Below are 22,038 nucleotides of genomic sequence, written 5' to 3'. Positions count from 1 at the left end.
CGACCGTGCTCGTGAGGCTGTGCTCCATCCCGCCCACATAGAACGTGGCGCGCCAGCCCCGACTTACACCTGGCAAATCTTGCGCCCTCCCGACCCCCAGAACACGTAGCCTGCTCCGCACATGTGATGCCTTCGTGGCCACACGAAGTCTGGTATCCCCGTAACTCTTCGGCGATTTCAGAGTGGTGTTTGGATTGCACTCGTCGTCGGGGGATGAGCCCCGAACCGCTGCTGATGGAGTACGTTCGAGCGCTCGCCGCGCGGGGGTGGGTGCAGGTGCCCACGACGCGCGAGACGAGCGCCATCATCTTCGTGCGCGGGACGCATCTCCTCGACCGCATAAAGGTCGTCAGGGGCCACTGGTCACACGATCATTTCGACGGAGCGTCGTGGCAGGAGAAGGCGCGCGGCGACGATGCGGCCAGCCTCGCAAGGCACATCACCGAACATTTCCGCTCGCGTGGGTGATGACCCAAGTACAGGATACTTTGGGCAGGCCGGCGACCACATCTGCCACAGTCACTCGATCACCTGGTCCGCCCGCGCCAGCAGCGACGGCGGGATCGCGAGGCCGAGGGCCCTGGCGGTCTTCAGGTTGATGACCAGCTCGAACTTCGTGGGCTGCTCAATCGGCAGATCGGCGGGCTTGGCACCCTTGAGAATCTTTGCCGCTAGTGCCGCGCCCCGCCGGAACAGATCGGCATTGTCCGGCCCGTAGCTCAAGAGGCCGCCAAACTGCGGCCAGATCGAAGACTGCGCAACCGTGGGCAGCCGGTTCGTGGCGGCGAACTCCAGGAGACGTGCGCGGAACGGAAACCCGACGATATGCACCCAGAGCGCATCAGGCCGCGCTGATGCCATCGTGGTCAAGGCATGGTCAACGTCTCCAGGGCCGCGAACTTCAAGGGAGACCGGCGCGACGCCCAACCCCTTCGCGGCCGGGATCTCGCCTTCTCGGAACGTGACCGCCGAACCCAGGTTGTCGGGGTTCCATAAGATGGCGACCTTCGACAGCTTGGGCACGGTCTCCTTGAGCAGCTGCAACATCTTGCCGGAAAGCTCTCCACCAAACTGGGTGGACGTCCCCGTCACGTTGCCGCCAGGTCGCCCAAGGCTGACCACCAGACCCTCTCGCTCTGGGCTCGCAACGGCGAGCATGACGATTGGGATCATCTTGGTCGCTTGCTTGGCCGCATGGGCTGCCGCCGAACTGGGGGCGACTATGAGATCGACCTTCATTTGGATGAACTCAGCTACGAATGCGGTGTGACTGTCCTCTCGGCCCTCCGAGTATCGTCGTTCGATGATGACGTTCTGACCTTCGACGAAACCATGGTCGCGCAATCCCTGGAGGAAGGCCTCTGAGGATCTCGTAGTGGGCACCGAAGTCGGCGGGCTGATCGCGAGCCATCCGATCCGATACACCTTCGCCGCCGGCTGCGCCCCGGCGGCGAGTGGCACGGCGAGGAGACTGCCAGGGACCATCGTCAGGAAGGTTCGTCGCTCCATCCCTAGCGCCCCAGTCGCACCTCGCGCCGCACGCCCCGCATGTCCATCTCGTACTCGAGCCCCTCGATGGGCGGGCGGCTGAGATACCAGTGCACGCCGTGGATGGCGGCGGGGCCCATCACGGCCAGCAGCTCGCGCTCGAGGAAGCCGCGAATGGGATGCGGCGTGTAGATGTCGACAGCCGTCACTTCCGCCCACGTGCTGCCGAGCCCGGCGAGCCGTTCGGCCTGGGTGGCCATGACATAGGCCGCCTTCTCCGCCATGGCCTCGGGTGAGGTCTCGCCCCGCCGGACGATATCGGCGGCGGTGCGGCCGCGGAGATCGCCCGAGCCCGCGACCACGAAGGTGGGCGGGCCCGGGTCCTTGCTCGGCGCGGTGTAGGAGAAGCCGAACAGCGACGGCTCGGTCGGCGCGCCCACCACCGGCGCCACGTTGGTGCGCGCGATGGGATTGACGCCCTCGACGAGCAGGTTCCAGCTTTCCAGGAGCTTGCGATAGGCGCCGTTGAACTCGTCGAAGCCCCCGAAGGAGAACGGGGACGGGCTCCGCAGCTCGATGGCGCAGAGGGCGGCGCGCGGCCGGGCCACCTCGCGCAGGCGCGCGTCGATCAGCGCGAAGCCGTCGCGCCACGGCTTGACGGTCTGCAGCGTGACATGGACGACCTCGTGGCCGGCCATGGCGACGGCGCCGGCGGAAAACGGCTCGATGCCGGGCAGGAAGCGGTACTGCCCGGCGGGATTCGGGACGGTCGTGGGCGTGGTCATGGCCGCCATCATAGCGCGCCCGCGCGGTGGTAGACTGCCCCCACGGTCGAGCGCTCCCCGGTTCCGCCGGCGGCCCCGCCGCCTGGGAGGATCGAGCATGCTCTCTCGCGAAGACAACGAGCGGATCACGCGTGTCGGCCGGGGCAGCCCCATGGGCAGCACGATGCGGCGCTACTGGATCCCGGCGCTGCTGGCCCGCGAGCTCCCGGTGCCGGACGGCGCGCCGGTGCGCGTGCGCCTCCTCGGCGAGGATCTCATCGCCTTCCGCGACACGCAGGGCCGCGTGGGGCTGCTCGACGAGTTCTGCCCGCACCGGAGAACCTCCCTCTTCTTCGGCAGGAACGAGGAGTGCGGGCTCCGCTGCGTCTACCACGGCTGGAAGTTCGACGTGGACGGCCGCTGCGTGGACATGATGAACGAGCCCGCAGACAAGCAGTTCACCGACAAGGTCTTCATCGCCTCGTATCCCACGCTCGAGCAGGGCGGCGTGATCTGGGCCTACATGGGGCCGCCCGAGCACAAGCCAGCGCCGCCCGTCTTCGCGTGGACGCGTCAGCCTGCCACGCATCTCCAGGTCTCCAAGGTCATCCAGGAGTCGAACTGGCTGCAGGGGCTCGAGGGCGGCATCGACACCTCGCACGCGCCCATCCTGCACCGGCTCCTGACCACGGACACCACCCGCGCAGGCTTCCGGCCGGACAATCCCTTCGTGCGCGGCAAGGCGCCCACGCTGGAGGTGGACGTCACCGACTACGGCTATCGCTACGCGGGCATGCGGCCGCTCGACGACGCGAGCTTCCACGTGCGCACGTATCACTTCATCCTTCCGTTCCATCAGATCCGCCCGTCGCGCTCGGAAGGCGGCGTCCCCCTCGTGGCCGGCCACATCTGGGTCCCGATCGACGATGAGAACACCATGGTCTACAACTGGGAGTACAGCCTGGGCGGGCCGTTGACGGATGAGGACCGGCTGGAGCGGCGGCTCGGCAACGGCCCCGCCGATGTGGACCAGACCACGTTCCGCTCGCGGAAGAACCGGGCCAACAACTATCTCATGGACCGCCGCGTCCAGAAGACCGAGAGCTTCACCGGCATCGACGGCATCAACATCCAGGACCGCGCGATCCAGGAGGCCATGGGCCCCATCGTCGATCGGAGCCGCGAGCACCTCGGCCCCGCCGACCGCGCGATCATCCAGGCGCGGCGTCTGCTCCTGGACGCCACCAAGGTCACGGCCGAGGGCGGCACACCGCTCGGCGTCGAGCCCACGTACGGCGGCCTCGCTGCCGCCGAGGCGGTGCTCCCGAAGGGCGCGGACTGGCGCGATGCGGAGCTCCCGGCCGGCTCGCCGATCGTGCACGCGGTGTAACGGAAGTCGCGGAAAAGATACGCCGCGCGCCGCCCCTTGAAGGCGGCGCGCGCGTATTGTATACACTCCCCGTCATGACTCCCTCCCTGCGCTCGCGCAACTGGTTCGCGCCAAAGAATCTCGACGGGTTCATGCACCGCTCCTATCTCAAAGCCGAGGGCTTTTCGGATGCGGTGTTCGACGGGCGCCCGGTGGTGGGGATCTGCAACTCGTGGTCCGAGCTCAACAACTGCAACGCCCATCTCCGCCAGCTCGCCGAGGCGGTGAAGCGCGGCGTGTGGAGCGCGGGCGGTTTCCCGCTGGAGTTCCCGGTGATCTCGCTGGGCGAGATCCTGATGAAGCCCACGACCATGCTCTTCCGCAACCTGATGGCGATGGACGTGGAGGAGTGCATCCGCGCCTATCCACTCGACTCGGTCGTCCTCCTCGCCGGATGCGACAAGACCACGCCGGCCATGCTGATGGGAGCGGCCTCCGCCGATGTGCCCTGCATCATGGTGACGGGCGGGCCCATGCTACGCGGCATGTGGAGCGGGCAGGCCATCGGCTCGGGCACGGACGCACGGAGGCTCTGGGCGCAGCGGCGCGCCGGCGAGATCACGGACGAGACCATGGCCGAGGTCGAGGCCTGCCTCTCGCGGTCGAGCGGCCACTGCATGGTGATGGGCACTGCGTCCACGATGGCGGCGATCGCGGAGACGCTGGGCCTCACGCTCCCCGGCAACGCGGCGATCCCCGCCGCCGATTCGCGGCGGCTCGCCCTCGCCGAGGAGAGCGGACGGCGCGCCGTCGAGATGGCGCTGGCCCGCGGCCCGCGGCCGTCCGAGATCCTCACCGCCGAGGCCTTCAACAACGCCATCCGCGCCGACATGGCCATCGGCGGCTCCACCAACGCCATCGTCCATCTGGTCGCGATCGCCGGCCGCGCCAATGTGCCGCTGCCGCTCGCGCGCTTCGACGAGCTCTCGCGGGCCACACCGCTCTTGGTGAACGTGCGCCCGTCGGGCAAGCACCTGATGGAAGACTTCTTCTACGCCGGTGGGCTGCCCGCGGTGCTGAAGAACCTCCTGCCCCTGCTCCACGTGAACGCCGGTAGCGTGAACGGCCGGACCCTGGGCGAGAACGTCCGCGACGCCGTCTGCTACAACGACGACGTCATCCGCGCTCTCGACCTGCCGCTGGCGCCGGAGGGCGGCACCGTCATCCTCTTCGGCAATCTCTGCCCGGACGGCGCCGTGCTCAAGCAGTCCGCCGCCTCCGCGCACCTCCTCACCCACCGGGGCCGCGCGGTGGTCTTCGAGGACTCGCTGGACCTCGAGCGCCGCATCGACGATCCGTCCGTCCCCATCGACGAGAGCAGCGTGCTCGTGCTCAAGCACTCCGGCCCCAAGGGCGGCCCCGGCATGCCCGAGGCGGGCGCCGCGCCCATCCCCGCGCGCCTGCTCAAGACGGGCGTGAAGGACATGGTGCGGATCTCCGACGCGCGCATGAGCGGCACGTCCTACGGCACGGTGATCCTGCACGTGGCGCCCGAGTCCGCGGTGGGCGGCCCGCTCGCTCTGGTGAGGGACGGCGACGAGATCGCGCTCGACGTGCCGCGCCGCCGCCTCTCGCTGCTCCTCCCCGACGAGGAGATCGCGCGGCGCCGCGCCGCGTGGCGGCCGCGGCCCGACGGCATCACCGGCGGCTATCTCCGCCTCTACCTCGACCACGTCCTCCAGGCCAATGACGGGGTGGACTTCGACATCCTGCGTGGGCGCCGGGCCGTGCTCGACGAAGAGACGGCACGGGGCTTCCGCCTGGCATGACAACGCGCGAGGGGCGTCGGCGCGACCACGCAAAGTCACGGCCCGCCGGGCGCCGCCTTGCCGGGCCCATGGGCGTGGCTCCGCGGGCTGCCGCGAGCCCGGTCCCCTCGCCAGCGCGCCCGCAGACGCGCGAGGAGCAGGCCTATCGTGACGTCCGGTGCGCCATCGTGGAAGGCCGCCTCGCCCCCGGCGAGCGCATCGTGGCCGCGAGCGTCGCCGCCGCCGCCGGCATCTCGCGCATCCCGGTGATGCAGGCGCTGCGCCGCCTCGAGAGCGAGGGATTCGTCCAGATCACGTCGCACCGGGACGTGGTCGTTCGTCGCCTCTCCGCCGACGAGTTCCGTGAGCGCTTCCTCCTCCTGGCGGCGCTGGAAGCCCTCTGCATACGCGAGGCACGCGACCGGATCACGCCGGAGATCCTCGGGCGGCTGCGCGCGCTCCAGACGGAGATGGCGGCCGGCCGCGGCGCCCGCGACGTCGCCCGCGCGATGGCGGCGGACGGCGAGTTCCACCGGCTGCTGTGGGGAGCCTCTCGGCTCCGCGAGGTCGTGCAGATCCTCAACAACATCTGGGATCGCGACGAGTACTACCGCGTGATCGTGCACGCGCGGCGTGGCGGCTTTGCCCGCGAGTCGGTCGCCGAGCACGAGCTGATCCTGCGCGCGCTCGAGGCGCGCGACTACGAACAGGCCGCCCACGCCCTCGAGCATCACCGCATGCACGCGATGGGGCGGCTGGCCCACACCACGTAGTGAGCACCGCCGGCGTTCCCCCGCGCGCGGCCGCGGTGGTGATCGGGTCCGGGGCCTTCGGCGCGGCCACCGCCTACCATCTGGCCCGGCGGGGGATCGACGTGGTCCTGCTCGATCAGCACGCGCTCGGCTCGCAGACCTCGCCGCGCGCGGCGGGACTCACCAGCCAGGCCGACCCCGTGCCCGTGCTCGCCCGGCTCCGCCGCGAGGCGTGCGACGCCTTCGCAAGCTTCGAGGCGGACATGGGCCGCTCGATCGACTACCACCGCTCGGGCAGCCTGCGCGCCGCGTACACCGACGCGGGCGAGCGCCGCGTGCGCGAGGCCCTGGCCACCGCGGAGAAGCTCGCCATCCCCGCGCGCCTCGTCTCGCCCGCGGAGGCCGAGCGGCTCGCTCCGCACTTCCGCGCGGGGGCGCCGCGCGCCGTCCTGCACGTCCCCGACGACGGCTGGCTGGACCCGGCGCGGCTCGCCGTGGCCTTCGCCGCCCGCGCCGCCGAGCTCGGCGCACGCACGGTGCCCTTCACGCGGGTGACCGGGTTCCTCGCCGGGAGCGGGCGCATCACCGGCGTCGCCACCGACCGCGGCGAGATCCGCGCCCCCGCGGTGGTGGATGCGGCCGGCGCCTGGACGGCGCGGGTGGCGGCGGGCGCGGGCGTGCGCGTGCCGCTGATGCCGGTGCGCCATCAGCTCCTGGTCACCGAGCCCATTGCCGGTGTGGAGCCGCGGCAGCCGATCGTGAGAATGGTGGAGGCCAGCGTCTACGTCCGGCACGAGCAGGGCGGCCTCCTCTTCGGCGGCTACGAGGACGCGCCCCGCGTGGTGGACGCGGCAACGCTGCCGCCCGCCTTCCAGATCGCGGATCTGCCGCTCGATCTCTCCGTGCTCCGCGCGCTGATCGACGAGGTCGGCGAGCATTTCCCGGCGCTGCGCACCGCCCGCGTGGCCGTGCATCGCGGCGGTCTTCCCACCATGACCGCCGACGGCCGTCCCCTGCTCGGGCGCGTGCCGGGGCTGGAGGGCCTCTTCGTGGCGTCGGGCTGCTGCGTGGGCGGGCTCGGACTCTCGGCCGCCGCGGGGCGCGCGCTCGCCGATCTCATCGTGGACGGCACGAGTGACCCGGACCTGTCGCCGCTCTCGGTCGAGCGGTTCCGCGGCCGCCTCGAGGACGGAGCCACGCTCGAGGCCGCCTGCGTCGCGCAGTACGCGCGGCGCTATATTCGCTGAGGGACATGGAGCGGCGGCCCCAGACGCACGTCGAGCGCGAGGCGTGTGGGCGCCTCGCGCCCGGAAACGAGCTGGCGCTTCGCGCGCCTACTTCTTCTTCAGCGTGATATGCGCGGCGGCGGCGGCTTCCTCGGCCTTCGCCACGGACTCAGCGTGCTTGCCGGAGGCGTGCAGGGCCTGGGCCTCGTCGGCGAGCTTCTTGGCCTTGGCGGAGTCCGCATCGGTCTTGCCGGCGACGGCATCGTTGACCTGCTTGATCAGGGACGGGCACTGGCTGGCGAACACGGGGGTGACTGCGAGGGCCAGAACGGCGAGAGCAACGACGAGTATCCGCATACGTTGGCTCCTTCTCGTTGAGGATTAACTGCTGAACCCACGCCTCTTCATGCAGGCGCGGTAAGCCTCGACGTAGCGACCATCGTTCTTCTTCGTGTCGTCGAGCCCGAAGAGCGTGCCCGCGGTCCCGGCGACCATACCACCGATCGCCGCGCCTTTGCCAGCCCCCGGTCCGCCGTCTTTCACGACCTCGATCGCCTTGTCGCCCGCCTGCGCCTTCGCGTACTGGTTGCAGTCGCTGACGTCACCCGGCTCGGGACTTCGCGCATCCGATGCAACCCGCCGGGTGGGCGCCGGCGCGGAGTGCGGGACGGCGCCCTCCCGCGGCCCCCAGCCGGCCACGACGAGCCCGGTCACGACCGCGATGCTGACGATCAACACCATCCCAACCGCGGTCATCTTCCAGAGGTTCCAGCTGTCTTCGGCCATCCGATCCTCGTGGGGCGGGCGGCTTTAACAGAGCCCGAGCCGGCCGAGGGTCGCGGCCAGGCGGTGCGAGTCGATGGGCTTCTCGAGAAAGGCTGCCCGACCCAGCGAGCCGGCGCGCGCCTCGATCTCAGGTCCGCCCTGGGCGCTCACGAATAGGAGTCCCATATCGGGGGCAAACGACCGGCAAATCTCGGCGACATCCCAGCCCGTCACGCGGGCCTCACGGACGTCGGGCAGCCGGATGTCGATGATGGCGCCCTCGAATCGCGAGCGCGTCAGGTGGCGAATAGCCTCGGGGGCATCGGCGGCGGTCTCGACACGATAGCCCTGCTCCTCGAGCAACGCTCCCAGACCGACCCGGCTGTGCGGCTCGTCCTCCACCACGAGGATAGCCGCAGCCCTCACCCCGGAACCCGGTGCCGTACGCTCCATGGACGCCCCCCGCTCTAGCCGAGCAGCCTCGATGCCAAGCGCGCGAGACGAGGCTCGGCACGCTCCAAATTGTAAAGAAATCAAGACAGTTGCCCAGCACCGGGAAGCAGCGGCCCGGTGTAATGGCTACACGGGCCCATGTAGCCCTTACATGCCGACGGATAAAGATTGGCGGGAGAACTCCGCCGAGGCCCCGCGCCATCTGGCGCGGGGCCTCGGGGACGGCTGGATCAGCTCTGCGGCGACAGGAGGCGGATGTCGACGCGACGGGCCTTGGCGTAGGTGTCGTTGTTGGCCCTCTCGCCGGCGGCCAGGACGACCTTCCCCATGCCCACCGAGTGGATGCGGCGGACATCGATCCCGCCGCGCATCACGAGATAGCGGGCCACCGCGTCCACCCGCTCACGAGTGAGCTGGTAGTTATAGCGGTCGGTCCCCCGCGCGTCGGCGAAGCCCTGAAGCTCGACGACCGCGTTGACGTCGGCCTTCAGCGCCTTGGCGACGTCCTCGAGCTCGTTGATACCCTCGTCCTTGAGATCGGCCTTGTTGAAGTCGAAGTACACCGTCTTCGTCTCGACCATGGCGAACTTGTTGCGGTTGGCCACACGCGTGCTCAGCGCCTCGAGCTTGGAGTCGGTGTCCCGCACCGCTTCGGACGCCGACTGGGCCTGCTTCTTGGCGTCCGCGGCCACCGTCCCCACCTCACCCACCTTGCCCTCGAGCCCCTGGATCTGCTTCTGGCTGGAGTCGATGGCCTGGGCGTTAGCGGCGGTCCGGTCGGAAGTCTCCTTGAGGCGGACCTCCTGCCCATCCACCCGCTGAGTGAGCTTGGTCTCGCTCGTCCCGACCTGGGTCCGGACGTACTCCTTGGTCGCGCAGGCGCTGGCAAGCAGCGCGATGCCGCCGCAGAGGATCAGGGCTGCCGTGAGGTGCTTCATGTCGCCTCCTCCTTAGGTTGAACCCACTCGCTCGTTCCGGTGCTCAAAGATATCGCCGGGCTGAGGGATTCCTGGCAGAGTTCGTGCCAAGGCGCCAACGGGCACGGGGACCTAAGGAGAAAACGAGTGAAGCCGAGCATTTAGAGGTGATCATCCCCACGGGATCCGCCGCTGAGGACCGCGCAGCGAGCTCCGCGCGCGTGTAACCCTTACACGGCGTTTGGGCTCAGCGCGAAGTGCGGGACAGGTCCTCGGCGAGGATGTACGCCTTGTCCGCAAGGTTGTACGCGCGCTGCACATCCCGCGTCGCCATCGCCTCCTTGGACTTGGCGAGGAAGTCCTTGATCGTCGCCACCGTGTCCTGCTCCTCGCGGGCGAGCCGGCGCAGCTCGAGCTGCCCCACCAGCTTCTCCGCTCCCTCGATACGGGACCGGGCCTCCTGGGTGAGGCGGAGCTCCTCGGCGGACGTCACCTGCGGCGAAAGCACCGGCGGCGGCTCGCGCCGGGGTGGCGGGGAGGCGGGAGGCGCGGGGGGCGGTGCGGCGGGCGGCGCCGGCGGCGGCGCAGTGGCCGCCGGCGGGGGCGGCGTCACCGTGGGCAGTTTAGTATTCGGGACCGGGGGGAGCTCGGGCTGCACGGGCGGAGCGGGCGCCGGCGCCGGCGCAGGCGCCGGCGCGCGCGTGGCCGGTGGCGGCGCGGGTGGCGTCGAGGCAACCGGTGGCGGAGGCGGTGGCGGGGTCGCCACCGCCCTCCGCGTCGTGGCGCAGCCCGCGGCCGCGACGACCGCGGCGAGGATGGCGAGGGCGGAGAGGGCGCCCCTCATCGCACCGGCAGGCGAATCGTCATCCGCGTACCCGGCCGCCCCGCGGGGGCCTCGACATCGATGACGCCGTCGTGCATCTGCACGATCCGGTACACGAGCGAAAGCCCGATGCCGCTGCCCTCGGGCTTGGTCGTGTAGTAGAGGGAGAAGATCCGCTCGCGGTCCTCCGCCGCGATGCCCACCCCTTGGTCGGTGACCGCGAGGGCCACCCATTCGCGGCCGGCGCGGCTGGTCTCGAGCCGGACCTCGCCGCCGGAGGGCATGGCCTGGCAGGCGTTGACCACGATGTTGATGAGCGCTTGGCGGAGCAACTCCTCGTCGCCCGAGATGCGGGGACACCCGGGATCGAGGTCGAGCTCGAAGCGGATGCCCGCCGGCTTCCACTCCGCCTCGAGGAGCACGGCCACGCTCTGCGCGAGTGCGTTGAGGTCCACCGGCTTGAGCGCGAGGTCGTGCGTGCGCACGAACTTGAGGAATCCGTTCACGACGCGGTCGAGCCGACGGATCTCGGCCCCGATGATGTCGAGACTCTCGCGCACGCCGCCCAGATCGGCCTTGGGCGCGGCCAGCCGCGCCTTCACCAGCTCGAGGTGGATCATCATCGCGTTGAGCGGGTTCTTCACCTCGTGCGCGACGCCGGAGGTGAGGCGCCCCAGCGCGGCGAGCTTGGAGGAGTACGAGATCAGCGACTGCAGGGTCTTCATCGAGTCGAGGTCGCGCGACGGGGCCTCGTCCGACATCACGCGCAGCCGATCCGCCTGGAGCTGCTGCGCGAGGAGCTGCAGCTGCGAGGCGAGCTCGCCCAGCTCGTCCTGCTGCTCGGAGCCGGCGGGCGCGAGCGGGGCCGGCAGCTCGCCGCGGCGCACCCGGCCGATGTCGCGCGCGAGCCGCCCGATGGGCCGCAGCCAGAGATTGGCGAGGAAGAGGGCCACCAGCCACGCCGCGGGCAGCGAGATGCCGGCGAGCACGAGGCTCTGCGTCACCGCCTCGTTGAGCTCGCGTCGGAGAAAGCTCGACGAGAAGCCCAGGCGCACGCTGCCGAAAGGCCGGCGGTCGAGGCTCATCGCCACTGCGGTCTCGTAGGTGCGCCCGCGGCTCAGCAACGCGTCGAGGCGGCGGAAGGGATTCACCGACAGGAGCTCGGCGAGCGGAGCTTGCCGGGACGCGGGCTCGCCTTCCTTGGCCCGCTCGCTGTGCAGGATGACGCGGCTCTCGGAGTCGGTGATGAAGGCGTAGAGCAGATGCGGAGAGTAGCCGACGCTCGCCTCGAGCAGGTTGCGCAGCTCGGAGTCGGAGCGCAGGGCGACGTGGGGGTCGGCATTGGGGACCCGCGCGAGCACCCGGCCGCTCTGAGCCACGATTTGCTTGGCGATCAGCTCGGCCTGGCGCTGCGTCTCCTCCACGACCACGCGGGTGAGCTGGGCGAGGTGGAGGAACAAGGTCGTCGCGACCACCACCAGGATGAGCAGGGTGATGGTGGTGGCTTCCTTGGTCTTGAGGCTCCACCGCATGCTAGACGCCGTATCGGTTCAGCTTGTTGTGGAGGGTCTTGAGGCTGATGCCGAGGAGCTCGGCCGCCCGCGTCTTGTTATTGCCCACCGAGGCGAGCGTCTTGAGAATGACGTCGCGCTCCACGTCCTTGAGCCGCACCGCGACCCGCCCGCCTGTCGCCGCGGTGGAGGGCGTCGCGGGGTCCAGGCCCGGCTCCACCGGCAGCTCGGCCCCCGTAATCAGCTCGCTCGCGCAGCCGATGACCGCGCGCTCGATGGCATTGCGGAGCTGGCGCACGTTGCCCGGCCAGTCGTGGCCCACCAGGAATCGCAGGGCCGCCTCGTCGACCCCTCGAACCTTCCGCTCGTACTTCGCGTTGAATTCCTCGATGAAGGCCTGCACGAGGAGGGGGATGTCCTCGCGCCGCGTCCGGAGCGGTGGGAGGGGCACCAGGAATACGTTGAGCCGGTAGTAGAGATCCTCGCGGAGGGTCCCGTCCTTCAGGGACTTCGCGGGATCGCGGTTGGTGGCGGCGAGCACGCGCACGTCCACGCGCAGCTCCGACTTGCCGCCGATGCGCTTGAGCGAGCCGTCCTGGAGGATGCGGAGGAACTTGGCCTGGAGCGACGGGCTCATCTCGGAGATCTCGTCGAGGAAGAGCGTGCCCTGATGGGCGAGCTCGAAGCAGCCGATGCGCCGGTCGAGGGCGCCGGTGAACGCCCCCTTCTCGTGGCCGAAGATCTCGCTCTCGAGGAGGGTGTCGGGGATCGCCGCGCAGTTGACGGCGACGAACGGCCCCTGGCTCCGCGGCGACAGCTCGTGAAGGGTGCGCGCGGCCAGCTCCTTGCCGGTGCCGCTCTCGCCCGAGATGAGCACGGGCGCGGAGGTCGGCGCGGCGAGATCGATCTGGCGGAACACCGCCTGCATCGCCTTGCTGGTGCCCACGAGCCGGCCGTGGCCCCACACCGCCTTGACACGCCGCCGCAGCACATTGACTTCGCGGAGGGCCTCGCCCTTCTCGATTGCCTTCTCGACGAGCAGGCGCAGGCGCGCGACATCCACCGGCTTGGTGAGGTAGTCGTAGGCGCCGTCCTTCGTCGCGCCCACCGCCGTCTCGATGGTTCCGTGCGCGGTGAGGATGATGACCATGGTGAAGGGCAGCTCGGCCTGCAGCGCCTTGAGCAGCCCGAGCCCGTCCATCTTCGGCATGACGAGATCGGTGATCACGACGGCGGGATTTTCCTCGATCGCCTTGGCGAGCGCTTCCTCGCCGTCGCCCGCGTCATCGACCTCGTAGCCCCAGGTCGCGACGAGCGCGGCCAGGCCCTTGCGGGAGGCTTCCTGGTCGTCCGCTATGAGTATTCGTTGCGTCATGACCCCTCCAGACCGCTACCATGTTACCGCGCCTTGGGCCTTCCCGTGCTTGACACCTCGAGGCCCGGCTCCGTAGAGTCCCCCTGGCTCCCACTCCCCCGCGAGGTGACTTCCGTGGATCCGTTCGCTCATCTCGATGCGCTGGCCCAGGCCGACCTCGTCCGCCGCGGCGAGGTCACGCCCCTCGAGCTCGTCGAGACCGCGCTCGGGCGGATCGACCGGGTGAACCCCCGCCTCAACGCCGTGGTGACGCGGATGGACGACGAGGCGCGGCGCCTGGCAACCGGCCCGATGTCGGCGGGGCCCTTCGCCGGGGTCCCCTTCCTCCTCAAAGACCTTCTCGCCGAGTACCAGGGGGTGCGGATGACGGAGGGCTCCGCCTTCCTCGAGGGATACGTGGCGCCCCACGACAGCGAGCTGGTCGCGCGATACCGGCGGGCCGGGCTCATCGTGGTGGGCAAGACCAACACGCCCGAGTTCGGCATCCTCCCCACCACGGAGCCGCGGCTCTTCGGCGCGGCGCGTAATCCCTGGAGCCTCGGACGCACGCCGGGCGGCTCGAGCGGCGGCTCGGCGGCGGCGGTCGCGGCGTCGCTAGTGCCGATGGCTCACGCCAATGATGGCGGCGGCTCCATCCGGATTCCTGCCGCATGCTGCGGGCTCTTCGGGCTCAAGCCGACGCGCGGGCGCAATCCCCTCGGCCCCGCCTACGGCGATCTCTTCAGCGGCCTGGTCGCCGAGCACGCGGTCACCCGCTCGGTGCGCGACTCGGCGGCGCTGCTCGACGCGACCGCGGGGCCGGCGCCGGGCGATCCCTACCACGCGCCGAATCAAGGAGATCGCTATCAGCACGAAGTGAGCCGGCCGCCCGGGCGGCTCCGCGTCGCCTTCACGCGGCGCGCGGCCAACGGCGCGCCCGTGCACCCGGACTGCGTCGCCGCCGTGGAGGACGCGGCGCGGCTGGCCGAAGGCCTCGGCCACGACGTGGTCGAGGGCGAGCCGGCCCTGGACGGTGAAGTCATCTCGGCCGCCTTCTTCACCCTCTGGGCCGCGGGCTGCGCCTGGACGGTGGCGGACTGGGCCCGGCGTACCGGCCAAACACCGGCTCCTGAGCGCTTCGAGCCCCTCACCTGGACTCTGGTCGAGATGGGCCGCCGCCGCAGCGGCGACGAGTACCTCCTCGCCGTGCAGGACCTTCAGCGCGCGGCGCGGGACGTCGCCCGATTCTTCGAGCGCTGCGACGTCTGGCTCACGCCGACCCTGGCCCAGCCGCCTCTGCCACTCGGCAGCTTCGACGCCACGCCGGACGACCCCATCCAAGGCCTCCGGCGCTCCGCCTCATTCGTCCCCTTCACGCCGATCCTGAACGCGACCGGGCAGCCCGCAATGTCCACGCCCCTTCACTGGAACGCGGAGAACCTTCCCATCGGCACCCACTGGGTCGGCCGCTTCGGGGACGAGGCCACGCTCTTCCGGCTTGCCGCGCAGCTCGAAGCGGCGCGGCCCTGGGCGGGACGCCGGCCGGCCGTCTCCGCGCTCGCGGCATGAGGCGGGGCTTCGCCAGCGGTGATCCCGCATCGAGAGGAGACCTGATGACCCCACACCGCATCGCGATACTCATGCTCGCCGCGTTCCTGCTGCTCGCCGAGGGCGCCTGGAGCGCCCACGGCACCGGCCCCGACACGGAGGAGCGCGTGGTGCTCGAGAACGCCAACGCGAAGATCGGTTTCCTCGTCTATCCCCCGGGCGCCACGTCGGGGATCCACATCAATCCCGAGCCCGAGATCGGGATAGTGGTGGAGGGCGAGCTGACCCTGGTCACGCGGACGGGCAAGCAGGTTTACAAGGCGGGGTCGGCGCTTTACCTCGACACGGGTTCCGGCCACATCGCCCTGAACGAGACCAAAGCGCCTGTCAAATTCTGGGCGGTCAGCATGAAGAAATGCGACTAGGGGCGGTCCCGTCCGGCTAGCCCTTCACGCTGCCGGCGGTCAGCCCCTCTACCATATACTTCTGGAGGTAGATATAGGCGGCGATGACCGGCAGCGTGGTGAGCACGGCCCCCGCCATCAGATAGCCCCAGCCGTAGACGTCGCCGGTGATGAAGGTCGAGAGCCCGACGGGGAGCGTCCGCAGCTTCACGTTGGTGATGAACACGAGGGCGTAGAGGAACTCGTTCCACGCCTGGGTGAAGGCGTAGAGCGCCGCCGCCAGCACGCCGGGGGCGGACAGCGGTAGCACCACTCTCCAAAAGGCGCCAAACCTGGTGGCGCCGTCGATCATCGCCGCCTCTTCCAGCTCCTCCGGAATGGACTCGAAGTAGCCCATGAGGAGCCAGGTCACGAAGGGCACCGTGAACGAGGGATAGGCCACGATGAGGCCGGTCAGGCTATCGGCGAGGCCGAGGTTCCGGATCTGGGCGTAGAGCGGGATGAAGAGGATGGACGGCGGCACGAGGTAGGTGATGAGGGTGGCGCTCGCCAGGAATCCCCGCCCCAGGAACTTGAGCCGCGCCAGCGCGTAGGCGCCCACCGTGCCGATGCTGATGGCGAGCAGGGTGCTTGAGACGGAGACGAAGACGCTGTTGCCGTACCAGCCCACGAAGTCCGTCTTGCGGACCAGGTGCTCGTAGTTCTCACTCGCGAAGGGGCTGGGCCAGAACATCGAGACCAGGCTCCGCATCTGGGTCTCGGATTTGAACGAGGTCACCATCATCCAGTAGAAGGGGAACAGCACGACCACCGCGAGGATCACGAGGAAGCTGTAAGAGACGCCGAGCTGCAGCCGCGCGAGGCCCTGCCGACCCACTACTTGCGCCCTCGCCGCATGTACTTCGACAGCACGATGATGACGATGGCGATGGCGGGCAGCATGTAGAGGGCAACCGCGATGGCCTCCCCCAGCCGCTGGGCGCCGAACGCGATCTCGTAGGTGAGGACGGGCAGGACCTGGGTCGCGCCGCCCGGCCCGCCCTTGGTCAGGATGTAGACGATGCCGAAGTCGTTGAAGGTCCAGATCGTGGAGAGCAGCACCACGATGATGATGATGTTCTTGAGCCCGGGCAGCGTCACGTGCACGAAGCGCTGCAGCACGGTGGCGCCGTCCACCGACGCCGCTTCGTAAAGCTCCGCGGGTACCGCCTTCATCCCGGCGAGGAAGGAGATGCCGAAGAAGGGGAAGCCCCGCCAGATGTTCACCGCGATCACCGAGGCCATGGCGGTGTTGGGCTCGGAGAGCCAGCCCACCCCCTGGTCGAGGATCCCGGTGACCCGGACGAGGAGATAGTTCAGCACGCCCAGGCTGAAGTCGAAGATCCAGAGGAAGTTGAGCGCCGAGACCACCGTGGGGGCTACCCACGGGATCAGCAGCACGCCGGTCCAGAAGGAGCGGAAGCGGATCTTGGACGTCAGCACCAGCGCCATCACCATGCCCAGCACGAGCTTGAAGCCCACCGAGCCGAACGTGAAGATGAAGCTGTTCATGACGGCGCGGCGGAAGAAGCCGTCGTTGGTGAGCTTGACGTAGTTCTCGAGCCCCACGAAGACGGGGGGCATGCCCACGTACTTCCGCGTGAGGCTCAAGTAGATGGCGTAGCAGAACGGGTACGCGACGAGGGCCAAGGTGAGCACCACGATGGGCGCCACGAACAGGAAGCCCATGCGGTAATCCGGCCCCAGCCAGCGCCGGAGCCCGGCGCGCCGTGTGCCGGGCTCGAGCGCGGCGGGCAGCCGCGCGGTGGAGATTGCCACCCCTGACTCCTAGGCCTTAGGCCTTGCCCCGGATCTTGTAGATCTCCTCCACCCGCGCGTGCGCTTCCTTGATCGCCGCCTCGGGGGAGAGCCCGCCCACCACCACGCGGCCCGCCATGTCGGTGAGGATCTTCTGGCCCTGCACCTCGGCGGCCGCGGGCGTCATGGGGCCGGGGTAGCCGATGTTCACGGACTTGAGGATGTTCTGCAGGATCGCATCGAAGTTCGGGTCAGACTTCCAGTAGGGATTGTCCACCCGGCCCTTGTACACCGGGCCCGCCTGTCCCACCGAGGCCTGCACGTACTCGGCGAAGCGCTTCTCGTCCTCGACGTACTTGATCATGTCCTCGCAAAGCTCGGCGTGCTTCGTCTTCTGGAAGATGGCCCAGTTGTAGCAGCTCGAGCCCACGAAGCTGCCCGCGGGGCCGCCGGGCGTGACGACGAGCTGGGTCTTCGGTGCGAGCTCGTGCTTCTTGGTGACCATCGCGTAGTAGAGGCTGGCGCCGTTGTTCGTGGTCACAAGCTTGCCCGCCATGTACGCCTCGTTGTTCGACACGTCGGTCCAGCCCATGACTCCGGGCGGCTGGATCTTGTGCTTCTGGATCGTGTCCACGGCGAACTGCAGGGCCTGCATGTTCTGCTTGAGGAAGGCGGTGCCGAGCGCGGGCTTCCCATCCTTGTCCCAGACACCCCCGCCGTAGTCCCAGAGAACATTGGACATGAAGCCGTCGCCGTCGTCTGAGCGGTTCAGCGTCTGGCCGAAGCCCCAGAGATCCTTGGCGGTGTCCTGGGCCTTCTTGGCGAATTCGACCACGTCGGGGTCGTAGACCTTGGGCGGCTTGAGCCCCTTGGCCTCCATGATGTCCTTCCTGATGAAGAAGGCCGTCGTCATCGAGTAGCGGCCGACGGCGAGGAACTTGCCGTCCGCCTTCATGGCGCGCTCGGCGAACGGGAGGAGCCCGCCCTTGGACGCCGCCACCTCACCCGCCACCTTGCTCACGTCGCGCAGGGCCGCCTTGTAGCGCATGGGCCCGTAGATGTTCATCTCGGCGATGTCGGGGGGATTGCCCGCCTCGATGGCCGCGACGAACTTCTGCTCGCGGTCGCCGAAGGTGGCCCAGTCCATCTCCACCTCGACGTTCTTCTCCTTCGCCCAGGTCTCGATGTGCTTGGCGATGACGTCATTGGCCCCGGTCACGAAGCTCTTGAAGAGCCAGACACGCAGCTTGGTCTTCGCCTGGGCGTGGGCCATCTGATTGAGGGCGTGAAGACCGGCAGCGGTCCCGCCGGTGATGACAGCCGCCCGGCGCAGGAATTCCCGGCGGCCGAGCTGGTTGGCGTCGAGCTGCTCGGCGAGTGAGCGAAGACGGCTGTCCATCGAGTCCCCCTTTGGATGACGACGGGCGCAGTAGTGGGCTGCAGGCGGCATGCTACTACACCGCGGGGAGCAGGGCGACAAGAGACTTGTGTGACGGGCGGTTCGACGGCGGCGAACCCCGCACGGCGGCGGCGCCGCGCCGTGCACCGCAGCGCCGGCGCGCGCACGCGTGGCGCGGTCGATCCACTATCGTGAACTCGTATCTTGACCGCTTCCTCCACTCGGGCTAGTGTGAGCAATCCATTTCGCGTACCAAATGCGGTGTCTCTCATGAAGGAGGCGGGAGAATGAGCAGCGTGGCGACTCCGATGGCACACGAGCGGGTGACGCGATGGCTTGAAGAAGGCCAGGGCCAGTTCAGCGCCCTCCTCGGCATCCTGAACGACTATCACCGGCTTCAGCGTGTCGTCGAGACCAACGAGCAAGAGCTCGAGCAGCTCCGCGGGCTGCAGTACGAGGTCGAGAAGGTTCGCAATCAGCTCCAGTCGAGCGAGGCGGAGTGCGGAAAGCTCCGCCACGAGGTCGCGACATACCGTGGCGAGTCCGAGCGCCACGTCAAGGAGCGCGAGGACATCGCCGCCTCCCTCACCCGCTCGATGAACGAGGCGCTCGCACGCCTGCGCGGCGAGGCCCTCTAGCCCGATTCCCCCGCGCGAAGGGAGCTCGCCCGTGTACGACATGGCTTCCCTGAAGAACCTCCGCAAGCTCGGCACCCTCGCGCCCGCCGCCTGGCCGGCCTTCCAGGCCTTCGACAAGGCCGCCATGGCGGACGGCGCGGTGCCGGTGAAGTACAAGGAGCTGATGGCGGTGGCGGTCGCGCTGACCACGCAGTGCATCTACTGCATCGAGGCGCACACCCGCCGGGCGCGCAGCGCGGGGGCGAGCGACGCGGAGCTCGGCGAGACGGTCCTGGTGGCGGCGGCGCTCCGGGCGGGCGGCGCCATCGCCCACGGCGCGCATTGCCTGAAGGACGAGGGCTAGCGCGCGCCGAAGCCGCGCGCCATGAAGGCGGCGACGAAGACCATCAGCACGACCAGCGCCATCTCGATGTGATTCACGAGGTAGAGCCCGCGGGCGCCTGAGGTGTCGGGCGCCCGGCCCCGGCGGAGTCCAGCCCGCCACCGGATGAACGTCATCATCGGGCGGATCTCGAGCACGAGGATGAGCGCGAACAGCGCCATCTTGAGCCAGAAGGCCCGCGAGCCGAGATAGAAGGCAGTCCCCTTCTCGAGCCCGCCGAACGCGCGGAGCAAGCCCGTGACCAGCCAGAGTGCGGCGGCCACGCCCCAGACGTTGTCCGCCGTGAACAGCCGCGCGAGCCCGGCCGCATCGAGCGGCGCACGCAGCGCCCGCCCTCGCAGGTAGACGGCCGGGAGGCCGAGCGCGAGGGTCAGCACGTGCAGGGCGGACACGACGGCGGCGATCATGCGTGGATGAAGCGAGACCCGGTCCGATCGAAGGGATCGGGAGGCAGGCCCAGATAGGTCGCGCGCACGTGGTCCCACGCGGCGAGCCGCGTCCAGTCGGGCGCGGGCAGGTAGCGCGAGTCGTCGTCGAGGAACGGATTGGGGAACAGGATGGTGATCTGCTGCTCGCCGGCGCCGTTCCAGAGCCGCAGGCCCCACGAGTCGGGCGCGCCGTCCCCGTTGATGCGGCGATAGAGCTCGGCGCTCGCGGTGCGCCGGTGGCGGGCGAGCTCCGCGGACACCGGCGCGTGCGCCGAGCCCTTGTGCTCGCCGAGGCAGAGATGGAAGTGCGAGTGCCCGAGATCCACGGTGAGATAGCCGTCCATCATCCCGATGCGCCGAGGCGGTCCGTCGGCGTGGAGCTCCCACGCCGCGCCCTGCACGATCGGGCCGAAGGTGAGCCCGCGCCAGTGGCGCTCGAAGAGGTCGCGCAGCAGCGCTTCCAGCAGCTCGGCGGTAGCGGGCACCGTCCACACGTGCAGGTGCCCGACGCCCGGCTCGTGCCGCTCCACGGGGGTTGGGACTACGGTGGCCACGCGCCTAGTTTTGCATACATTTGACCCACTTTGCCCCGCGTGGCAGCATCGAGCGAATGGGACCGGAGCTGGTCGAGCTCGAGCGCGCGCTCCTCGCCGAGCTGGACTCCAGGCGCTTCCTGCGCTTGCTGGTGGAGTCGGTGAGTCGGCTGTTCGGTGCCGTCTGCGCCGTCTGGCTCGTCCACGACGGCAACATTCTCGTCGAGCACATCACCACCGCGCCGCGTAGCTTCCCCGCGGAGCCTATGCCCTTCGGCCATGGGGTGGCCGGCTCGTGCGCGAAGGCGCGGCGCGGGCTGCTCGTCAACGAGTACCCCGCCTCGTCCCTCGCGCTGTCGCGCTACGTGCGGCTGCACATCCGGCACTCGATGGCGCACCCCCTGCTCATGGGGGACGAGCTGCTCGGCGTCCTCTCGATGAGCCGGTTCGGCGAAGACCAGGCGCCGTTCACCGCCGAGGAGTTCGCGAGCATCGAGCGCCTCGCCGGCTACGCGGCCCTCGCCCTCCGCAACGCGCGGCTCTACGACGAGGCGGTGCGGCGCCGGCGCCAGGCCGAGGTGATGGCCGAGCTCGGTCGCGAGACCGCGTCGCTCGACGTCGAGCGTGTGCTCGACGTCGTGGTTCGGCGCACGTCGCCGCTCCTCGGCACCTCCGGCACCGCGGTGGCCATCCGGGAGCCGGACGGGCGCATCGGCATCGCCGCGGCCCAGGGCCTGGCCGAGGGCATCCGGGCCTTCGTGCCGCGACATCCGCGCGACGGCGCCACCGCCCTCGCCATCGCGGAGCGGCGGCCTGTCTGGTCGGCGGACGTCCTGGAGGATCCCGCGTTCGACCTCTCCCCCGCCACCCGCGCCTTCATCAAGGAATCGGGGCAGCGCGCGGTGCTCGCGGTGCCCCTCCTTGCCGGCGATCACACCCTCGGCGCGGTGATCAGCGTACGCGAGGGCCTGGGGCCGTTCACGGCAGAGCAGGTGGAGCTGGCGCAGGCCATCGCCACGCACGCCGCCCTCGCGCTCGAGAACGCGCACCTCTTCGAGCTGGAGGCATCACGCCGCACGCAGATCGAGGCCATGACTGAGGTCGCCCGGGAGATCGTGGGCGAGCTGGGCCGGGAGCGGCTGCTGCGGCTCATCGCCGAGCGCGCCGGGCGCCTCTTCGACGCACGCGGCGCCATCTACGTGCTGCGGGGCAACCTGCTCGTGCCCGAGGGCATCACGGACCCGGCGGTCCTCCTGGACCCGATCCCGATGGGCCAGGGGGTGACCGGGCTCTGCGCAGCACGCCGACAGGGCGTGGTCGTGAACGATTACGCGACGCGCCCTGAGGCGCTGCCCCAGTGGATGGCCATCCAGCTGAGCCGCGTGATGTCGCAGCCCCTGATCGTGCGCGATCAGCTCCTCGGCGTGATCACGCTCAGCCGGCGCGGCGCCGACGCCCCGCCCTTCCGCGACGACGATCTCGTGGCGATGGGGCGCCTCGCGGTGCAGGCCGCGGTGGCCGTGCGCAACGCCACGCTCTACGAGGACGCGGAGCGCCGGCGGCGCGAGGCGGAGGCGCTCGCGCGGGTGGCGGGGGCGATGTCGGGCGGCCTCAGCACCGCGGAGGTCGGCGCCAAGATCGCGGACAGCCTGATCCGGCTGTTCGGGAGCAGCCTCGCC

24 protein-coding genes are annotated in these 22,038 nt (G+C 69.8%); 10 read left to right on the top strand and 14 right to left on the bottom strand.

The features are described 5' to 3' along the window. The first annotated feature begins 213 nt into the window (after nucleotides 1-213). Complete coding sequence (locus VFX14_15195; GenBank protein HEU5191030.1) at nucleotides 214-468, top strand: hypothetical protein; 255 nt, start codon at nucleotides 214-216, stop codon at nucleotides 466-468. 51 nt (nucleotides 469-519) lie between these two features. On the opposite strand, the gene VFX14_15190 is transcribed toward VFX14_15195, so the two are convergent. After that, nucleotides 520-1,509 carry an ABC transporter substrate-binding protein gene (locus VFX14_15190; GenBank protein ID HEU5191029.1) on the bottom strand — a complete coding sequence of 330 codons (990 nt, stop codon included), beginning with the start codon at nucleotides 1,507-1,509 and terminating at the stop codon, nucleotides 520-522. A 2-nt stretch (nucleotides 1,510-1,511) separates the two neighbouring features. Then, complete coding sequence (locus VFX14_15185) at nucleotides 1,512-2,273, bottom strand: RidA family protein (protein ID HEU5191028.1); 762 nt, start codon at nucleotides 2,271-2,273, stop codon at nucleotides 1,512-1,514. A gap of 97 nt (nucleotides 2,274-2,370) precedes the next feature. Here VFX14_15185 and VFX14_15180 point away from each other — a divergent pair, with 97 nt between their 5' ends. From VFX14_15180 to VFX14_15165, 4 genes are all read left to right on the top strand, one after another. After that, entirely contained in the window at nucleotides 2,371-3,642 is a 1,272-nt protein-coding gene (locus VFX14_15180; protein ID HEU5191027.1) for a Rieske 2Fe-2S domain-containing protein, read from the top strand. Nucleotides 3,643-3,716: 74 nt separating this feature from the next. Further along, nucleotides 3,717-5,450: an IlvD/Edd family dehydratase gene (locus tag VFX14_15175; protein ID HEU5191026.1), complete on the top strand. Its 1,734-nt coding sequence runs from the start codon at nucleotides 3,717-3,719 to the stop codon at nucleotides 5,448-5,450. Nucleotides 5,451-5,524: 74 nt separating this feature from the next. Continuing rightward, a complete protein-coding gene (locus tag VFX14_15170; GenBank protein ID HEU5191025.1) occupies nucleotides 5,525-6,202 on the top strand; it encodes a GntR family transcriptional regulator in 678 nt (225 codons plus the stop codon). Next, complete coding sequence (locus tag VFX14_15165) at nucleotides 6,202-7,428, top strand: FAD-binding oxidoreductase (protein HEU5191024.1); 1,227 nt, start codon at nucleotides 6,202-6,204, stop codon at nucleotides 7,426-7,428. Before VFX14_15170 ends, VFX14_15165 begins: the two co-directional genes overlap by 1 nt. Before the next feature lie 87 nt (nucleotides 7,429-7,515). On the opposite strand, the gene VFX14_15160 is transcribed toward VFX14_15165, so the two are convergent. The 7 genes from VFX14_15160 to VFX14_15130 form a co-directional block, all read right to left on the bottom strand. Then, the gene (locus VFX14_15160; protein HEU5191023.1) at nucleotides 7,516-7,764 is read right to left on the bottom strand and encodes a hypothetical protein; all 249 of its coding nucleotides are present in this window, start codon (nucleotides 7,762-7,764) and stop codon (nucleotides 7,516-7,518) included. A 24-nt stretch (nucleotides 7,765-7,788) separates the two neighbouring features. Beyond that, the gene (locus VFX14_15155) at nucleotides 7,789-8,193 is read right to left on the bottom strand and encodes a hypothetical protein (GenBank protein ID HEU5191022.1); all 405 of its coding nucleotides are present in this window, start codon (nucleotides 8,191-8,193) and stop codon (nucleotides 7,789-7,791) included. Between the two features lie 24 nt (nucleotides 8,194-8,217). Beyond that, complete coding sequence (locus VFX14_15150; GenBank protein ID HEU5191021.1) at nucleotides 8,218-8,598, bottom strand: response regulator; 381 nt, start codon at nucleotides 8,596-8,598, stop codon at nucleotides 8,218-8,220. Between the two features lie 257 nt (nucleotides 8,599-8,855). After that, on the bottom strand, nucleotides 8,856-9,563 hold the full coding sequence (locus VFX14_15145; protein HEU5191020.1) for an OmpA family protein: 708 nt from the start codon (nucleotides 9,561-9,563) through the stop codon (nucleotides 8,856-8,858). A gap of 226 nt (nucleotides 9,564-9,789) precedes the next feature. Then, entirely contained in the window at nucleotides 9,790-10,050 is a 261-nt protein-coding gene (locus tag VFX14_15140) for a hypothetical protein (GenBank protein ID HEU5191019.1), read from the bottom strand. 332 nt (nucleotides 10,051-10,382) lie between these two features. Continuing rightward, entirely contained in the window at nucleotides 10,383-11,897 is a 1,515-nt protein-coding gene (locus VFX14_15135; GenBank protein ID HEU5191018.1) for an ATP-binding protein, read from the bottom strand. A 1-nt stretch (nucleotide 11,898) separates the two neighbouring features. After that, nucleotides 11,899-13,251: a sigma-54 dependent transcriptional regulator gene (locus tag VFX14_15130; protein HEU5191017.1), complete on the bottom strand. Its 1,353-nt coding sequence runs from the start codon at nucleotides 13,249-13,251 to the stop codon at nucleotides 11,899-11,901. 114 nt (nucleotides 13,252-13,365) lie between these two features. Between VFX14_15130 and VFX14_15125 the strand changes: the two genes are divergently transcribed. Further along, nucleotides 13,366-14,799: an amidase gene (locus VFX14_15125; protein HEU5191016.1), complete on the top strand. Its 1,434-nt coding sequence runs from the start codon at nucleotides 13,366-13,368 to the stop codon at nucleotides 14,797-14,799. A gap of 44 nt (nucleotides 14,800-14,843) precedes the next feature. Continuing rightward, on the top strand, nucleotides 14,844-15,203 hold the full coding sequence (locus VFX14_15120) for a cupin domain-containing protein (protein ID HEU5191015.1): 360 nt from the start codon (nucleotides 14,844-14,846) through the stop codon (nucleotides 15,201-15,203). 16 nt (nucleotides 15,204-15,219) lie between these two features. Here VFX14_15120 and VFX14_15115 read toward each other — a convergent pair whose 3' ends face one another. The 3 genes from VFX14_15115 to VFX14_15105 are packed head-to-tail and all read right to left on the bottom strand — an operon-like array spanning nucleotide 15,220 to nucleotide 18,378. Beyond that, nucleotides 15,220-16,059, bottom strand: coding sequence for a carbohydrate ABC transporter permease (locus tag VFX14_15115; protein ID HEU5191014.1), 840 nt, complete (start codon nucleotides 16,057-16,059; stop codon nucleotides 15,220-15,222). Next, on the bottom strand, nucleotides 16,059-17,000 hold the full coding sequence (locus VFX14_15110) for a sugar ABC transporter permease (protein ID HEU5191013.1): 942 nt from the start codon (nucleotides 16,998-17,000) through the stop codon (nucleotides 16,059-16,061). Before VFX14_15110 ends, VFX14_15115 begins: the two co-directional genes overlap by 1 nt. 16 nt (nucleotides 17,001-17,016) lie before the next feature. Beyond that, a complete protein-coding gene (locus tag VFX14_15105; GenBank protein HEU5191012.1) occupies nucleotides 17,017-18,378 on the bottom strand; it encodes an extracellular solute-binding protein in 1,362 nt (453 codons plus the stop codon). Nucleotides 18,379-18,665: 287 nt separating this feature from the next. Here VFX14_15105 and VFX14_15100 point away from each other — a divergent pair, with 287 nt between their 5' ends. Together VFX14_15100 and VFX14_15095 are read left to right on the top strand one after the other, a co-directional pair. Continuing rightward, nucleotides 18,666-19,016: a hypothetical protein gene (locus tag VFX14_15100; GenBank protein ID HEU5191011.1), complete on the top strand. Its 351-nt coding sequence runs from the start codon at nucleotides 18,666-18,668 to the stop codon at nucleotides 19,014-19,016. 31 nt (nucleotides 19,017-19,047) lie between these two features. Next, nucleotides 19,048-19,359, top strand: a complete 312-nt coding sequence (locus tag VFX14_15095) for a carboxymuconolactone decarboxylase family protein (GenBank protein HEU5191010.1) — start codon at nucleotides 19,048-19,050, stop codon at nucleotides 19,357-19,359. Here VFX14_15095 and VFX14_15090 read toward each other — a convergent pair. Together VFX14_15090 and VFX14_15085 are read right to left on the bottom strand one after the other, a co-directional pair. Further along, nucleotides 19,356-19,805 carry a DUF2214 family protein gene (locus VFX14_15090; protein HEU5191009.1) on the bottom strand — a complete coding sequence of 150 codons (450 nt, stop codon included), beginning with the start codon at nucleotides 19,803-19,805 and terminating at the stop codon, nucleotides 19,356-19,358. The two genes, VFX14_15095 and VFX14_15090, sit on opposite strands and share 4 nt — an antisense overlap. Further along, nucleotides 19,802-20,380 carry a hypothetical protein gene (locus VFX14_15085; protein ID HEU5191008.1) on the bottom strand — a complete coding sequence of 193 codons (579 nt, stop codon included), beginning with the start codon at nucleotides 20,378-20,380 and terminating at the stop codon, nucleotides 19,802-19,804. Before VFX14_15085 ends, VFX14_15090 begins: the two co-directional genes overlap by 4 nt. A gap of 56 nt (nucleotides 20,381-20,436) precedes the next feature. On the opposite strand from VFX14_15085, the gene VFX14_15080 reads away from it, so the two are divergent. Beyond that, nucleotides 20,437-22,038 (top strand): GAF domain-containing protein (locus VFX14_15080; protein ID HEU5191007.1); only part of this gene is annotated, 1,602 nt, incomplete at its 3' end.

The organism is Candidatus Methylomirabilota bacterium, from assembly GCA_035764725.1.
Lineage (GTDB): Bacteria > Methylomirabilota > Methylomirabilia > Rokubacteriales > CSP1-6 > DASRWT01.
The sequence above is the reverse complement of the archived record's forward strand: the minus strand, read 5'-3'. Positions and strand labels throughout refer to the sequence as shown.

What these genes read in the sequence shown, in the direction of transcription:
- VFX14_15135 (HEU5191018.1), bottom strand. Translation starts at nt 11,897, where the DNA reads ATGCGGTGGAGCCTCAAGACCAAGGAAGCCACCACCATCACCCTGCTC.
- VFX14_15105 (HEU5191012.1), bottom strand. Translation starts at nt 18,378, where the DNA reads ATGGACAGCCGTCTTCGCTCACTCGCCGAGCAGCTCGACGCCAACCAG.
- VFX14_15120 (HEU5191015.1), top strand. Translation starts at nt 14,844, where the DNA reads ATGACCCCACACCGCATCGCGATACTCATGCTCGCCGCGTTCCTGCTG.
- VFX14_15160 (HEU5191023.1), bottom strand. Translation starts at nt 7,764, where the DNA reads ATGCGGATACTCGTCGTTGCTCTCGCCGTTCTGGCCCTCGCAGTCACC.
- VFX14_15100 (HEU5191011.1), top strand. Translation starts at nt 18,666, where the DNA reads ATGAGCAGCGTGGCGACTCCGATGGCACACGAGCGGGTGACGCGATGG.
- VFX14_15175 (HEU5191026.1), top strand. Translation starts at nt 3,717, where the DNA reads ATGACTCCCTCCCTGCGCTCGCGCAACTGGTTCGCGCCAAAGAATCTC.
- VFX14_15195 (HEU5191030.1), top strand. Translation starts at nt 214, where the DNA reads ATGAGCCCCGAACCGCTGCTGATGGAGTACGTTCGAGCGCTCGCCGCG.
- VFX14_15145 (HEU5191020.1), bottom strand. Translation starts at nt 9,563, where the DNA reads ATGAAGCACCTCACGGCAGCCCTGATCCTCTGCGGCGGCATCGCGCTG.
- VFX14_15090 (HEU5191009.1), bottom strand. Translation starts at nt 19,805, where the DNA reads ATGATCGCCGCCGTCGTGTCCGCCCTGCACGTGCTGACCCTCGCGCTC.
- VFX14_15185 (HEU5191028.1), bottom strand. Translation starts at nt 2,273, where the DNA reads ATGACCACGCCCACGACCGTCCCGAATCCCGCCGGGCAGTACCGCTTC.
- VFX14_15190 (HEU5191029.1), bottom strand. Translation starts at nt 1,509, where the DNA reads ATGGAGCGACGAACCTTCCTGACGATGGTCCCTGGCAGTCTCCTCGCC.
- VFX14_15130 (HEU5191017.1), bottom strand. Translation starts at nt 13,251, where the DNA reads ATGACGCAACGAATACTCATAGCGGACGACCAGGAAGCCTCCCGCAAG.
- VFX14_15180 (HEU5191027.1), top strand. Translation starts at nt 2,371, where the DNA reads ATGCTCTCTCGCGAAGACAACGAGCGGATCACGCGTGTCGGCCGGGGC.
- VFX14_15155 (HEU5191022.1), bottom strand. Translation starts at nt 8,193, where the DNA reads ATGGCCGAAGACAGCTGGAACCTCTGGAAGATGACCGCGGTTGGGATG.